The sequence below is a fragment of the Vibrio sp. Vb1574 genome (genome assembly GCF_033338675.1).
The window spans coordinates 1-1,390 of sequence record NZ_JAWOTC010000213.1 but is presented as its reverse complement, the minus strand read 5'-3'; the positions used below and the strand labels follow the sequence as shown (position 1 = coordinate 1,390).

The window sequence follows — 1,390 nt, the reverse complement described above, 5'->3', positions numbered from 1 at the left end:
TGCCAATTTTATACTCCGGATAAACGTAATGATCGCACGCAAACACATCGCCATTTGGCTCCATCGCTAACCCCTTACCGCACACCTCACCCAGCGTACAAAGTGGATTAGCGCGCCCCATCCAAGCCTCTACACTGGCTTCAAAATATTGCACAAACACTTTGCCGATATCGTTCTTAATCCATTCATCAAAAACCGCAATCAGGAAGTTACCCCAAGCTTCATCGGCAACACACCAAGGTTCCATGACAGAATCTTTGTGACCCGGAATCAAACGCTTGTCTCCTTGTTTAAGCTGTTCTTGCGGTTGCCATTTTTGAGGCGCAGTGGTGCGGAACGTTTTCTGTTCAACAATAGGAATAAACTGCATTTGTGGCGAGCGGACTTCATCTCGCAGAAAACGGTAAACTTCAAGCGGATTTCGGCTCGTCAGGTTGTTCACACAGGTAAGCGTGGCAAAGTTCACCTGATATTTATGCAGCAACTCCACCGCATTCATGACTTGTTTGAATGTGCCCCGACCGGCTCGGTTGGTTCGATACGCGTTGTGCAGCATTTCAGGGCCATCAATACTCAAGCCCACCAAGAAATGGTTCTCGCTTAAAAATTCGCACCATTCGTCATTCAATAACGTGCCGTTTGTTTGCAGATCGTTAGAGATCTTCACGCCTGCGGGCTGGTACTTCGCTTGAAACTCGACAATTTTCTTGAAGTAATCCAAACCCAGCATCGTTGGCTCACCGCCCTGCCAAGAGAAGACGATCTCAGGTGTGTTTTGCCCTTCAATATACTGTTTGATGTAAGCCTCTAACGTGGCTTCATCCATCATTGGTGAACATCCTTTTTTATACTCAAGTAAGTCCTGTTTGCTGAGGTAGTAGCAGTAAGTACAGTCAATGTTACAGGCAGCACCAATTGGCTTTGCCATAACATGTAAACGCTTAGACGCTTTGCCGTTGAACTGAGGACTTTGAGTAATTTGCATGAGTCACCTTTGCTGTTGCGAATTTGAAGGCGTGATCCGGATATTTGCCCGCGATTCACCTTGATGACCCAATCATAAATTTCATTAATACCGCAGGCTTGTTATACCGCTTATAACCTATTTTCATGGCGCTTGTTGCTACTCTACTTTGGGCAGTTTGAGATAACCCGTATGCGGCGTTTTGGAAGCATTACGCTATTCATTTCGTGCACAACCAAGGAATGCGACTACGCTTGCTTATGATGAAGGCGAATTTTCAACGCTAACGCGTGGGCGAGAAAATGACATGAGTACAACGTGTAAGTGGTCGTTTAAGGTTATCCGCCCTCATTGCCCTTTTTAGGGATCACAACCTAGTGAAATCAATCGAGGTAAATAATGAACAAAATCCATCTCTGTACTCTT

At 45.5% G+C, this 1,390-nt stretch carries 1 protein-coding gene; it reads right to left on the bottom strand.

All coding sequences use genetic code 11. The features are described 5' to 3' along the window. On the bottom strand, positions 1 to 985 hold a 985-nt coding region (locus R7O12_RS24915), incomplete at its 3' end, for an anaerobic sulfatase maturase (protein WP_318126731.1). Positions 986 to 1,390 lie beyond the last annotated feature (405 nt).